The 1,319-nt window shown below is 72.4% G+C and carries 2 protein-coding genes; one reads left to right on the forward strand and one right to left on the reverse strand.

The genetic code is table 11. The features are described from left to right. A partial coding sequence (locus tag WHI96_RS27670; protein WP_349302518.1) for a hypothetical protein occupies nt 1–399 on the forward strand: 399 nt, incomplete at its 5' end. A 36-nt stretch (nt 400–435) separates the two neighbouring features. Here the strand turns inward: WHI96_RS27670 and WHI96_RS27675 are convergent. After that, entirely contained in the window at nt 436–1,164 is a 729-nt protein-coding gene (locus WHI96_RS27675) for a hypothetical protein (protein WP_345650432.1), read from the reverse strand. Nucleotides 1,165–1,319: the final 155 nt, after the last annotated feature.

Genomic DNA, 1,319 nt, shown 5'->3' on the forward strand with positions numbered 1-1,319 from the left:
CTCGACAAGCTCGCCGAGACCCTCCACGAGCAGCGGCGCCTGGCCGCCCGCGAGGCAGAGCAGGCCCGAGCCGGGCTCGACCAACCCTTTCCTCACGCCGATCAGCTCGCCGGCGCCCGGGCGACTGCGCAGATGATCGCCACCCAGATGCTCGAAGAAGCCAACCAGCAGCCCTCAGACGAGGAGAGCGCGCCCGCGCAGCAGGCCGCCGCTGGTCGGAACGACGACGACCGCTCCACGGCTCCCCGTACCGCGACGACCGAGGAGCTGGAAGCGGCCCGCCTGGACTGGAGGCACCGCAGTTCGGCACCGTCCCCAGAAGCAGCCACCAGCACCTCGCCCCCAGAGCAGCGGCAAGCCGCAGGTCAGAGCCAGACCGCCCGTGGGCTACGTCAGTGATCGGTGCGCCCGAGCGGCCCGGCCGGCGCCCACCGCTCACGCACCGGAGCACCTCCGCCCATCCCCCGGCGCAGCCCAGAGCTCACCGACAAGGCGCCGCAGCCGGGTGACCTGTGCGCGGTGCTCGCTCCTGTCCTGCTCACCGGTACTCGCTCGGCCGATGAGGGTCTGGTGCACGTGGATCTGGCGCTCCACCACGGCACGCCGCTCGGCCGAAGCCGCGCCGAACTCCTCGGCCCGGCGCCCCTCCAACTCCCGCAGGTGAACGAGCTCCAACAGAGGGTGCTGACGTTCCATGACGCTGGATACCGGTGTGGGACCGAGATCGGGGTCCGCGGGGTCGCGGTGACCCACCATCCAGGCATCCAGGTCGCGCAGCTGCTCTGCCGTGGACGCCTCCTGCGCGGCGGCGTCGGGTGAGCATCCCGGCTGCTCCTGGGGCCAGACGTCGGTGATGGACTCCCAGCGCTGCCGGACGTCCTCCTCCTCGACATCGAGCACCTCGGCGATCGCACTCCACGCACAGCCGTCCTCACGCTCCACCAGCACCGCGGCGGTGAGCACACGCCCGGCGAGCTCGACGAGCGCGGCCGCATCGGCGACCAGGGTCCCGTCGTAGGCCTGATCCGGGCGGCGCCCGGCCGGAACCAGGTGACGAGCCCAGTCCGACAGCTCCCGCGCGGTCTCGGCCAGCTGCAGATGCGCCAGCGAACGAGAGGTGAGAGGGGCGCCGGGTGCCGGCGCGGCCCAGAGGTTCTCGGTCATGCGCCCAGCCTGTGCCACGCAGAGACGACCCTCAACGCACTAGGCCGTTCGTGTGGGGACAGGTCGGCTGCGGTGGTCGGTGGCGAGTCCCGCCGGCGAGCCGGGTGGGGGTCTCTCCTCGCGTCGGCATCAGGACGGTGCCCGGGGTTCTGTGG

The sequence above is a fragment of the Pseudonocardia tropica genome (genome assembly GCF_040105315.1).
In the GTDB taxonomy this organism is placed as follows: domain Bacteria; phylum Actinomycetota; class Actinomycetes; order Mycobacteriales; family Pseudonocardiaceae; genus Pseudonocardia; species Pseudonocardia alni.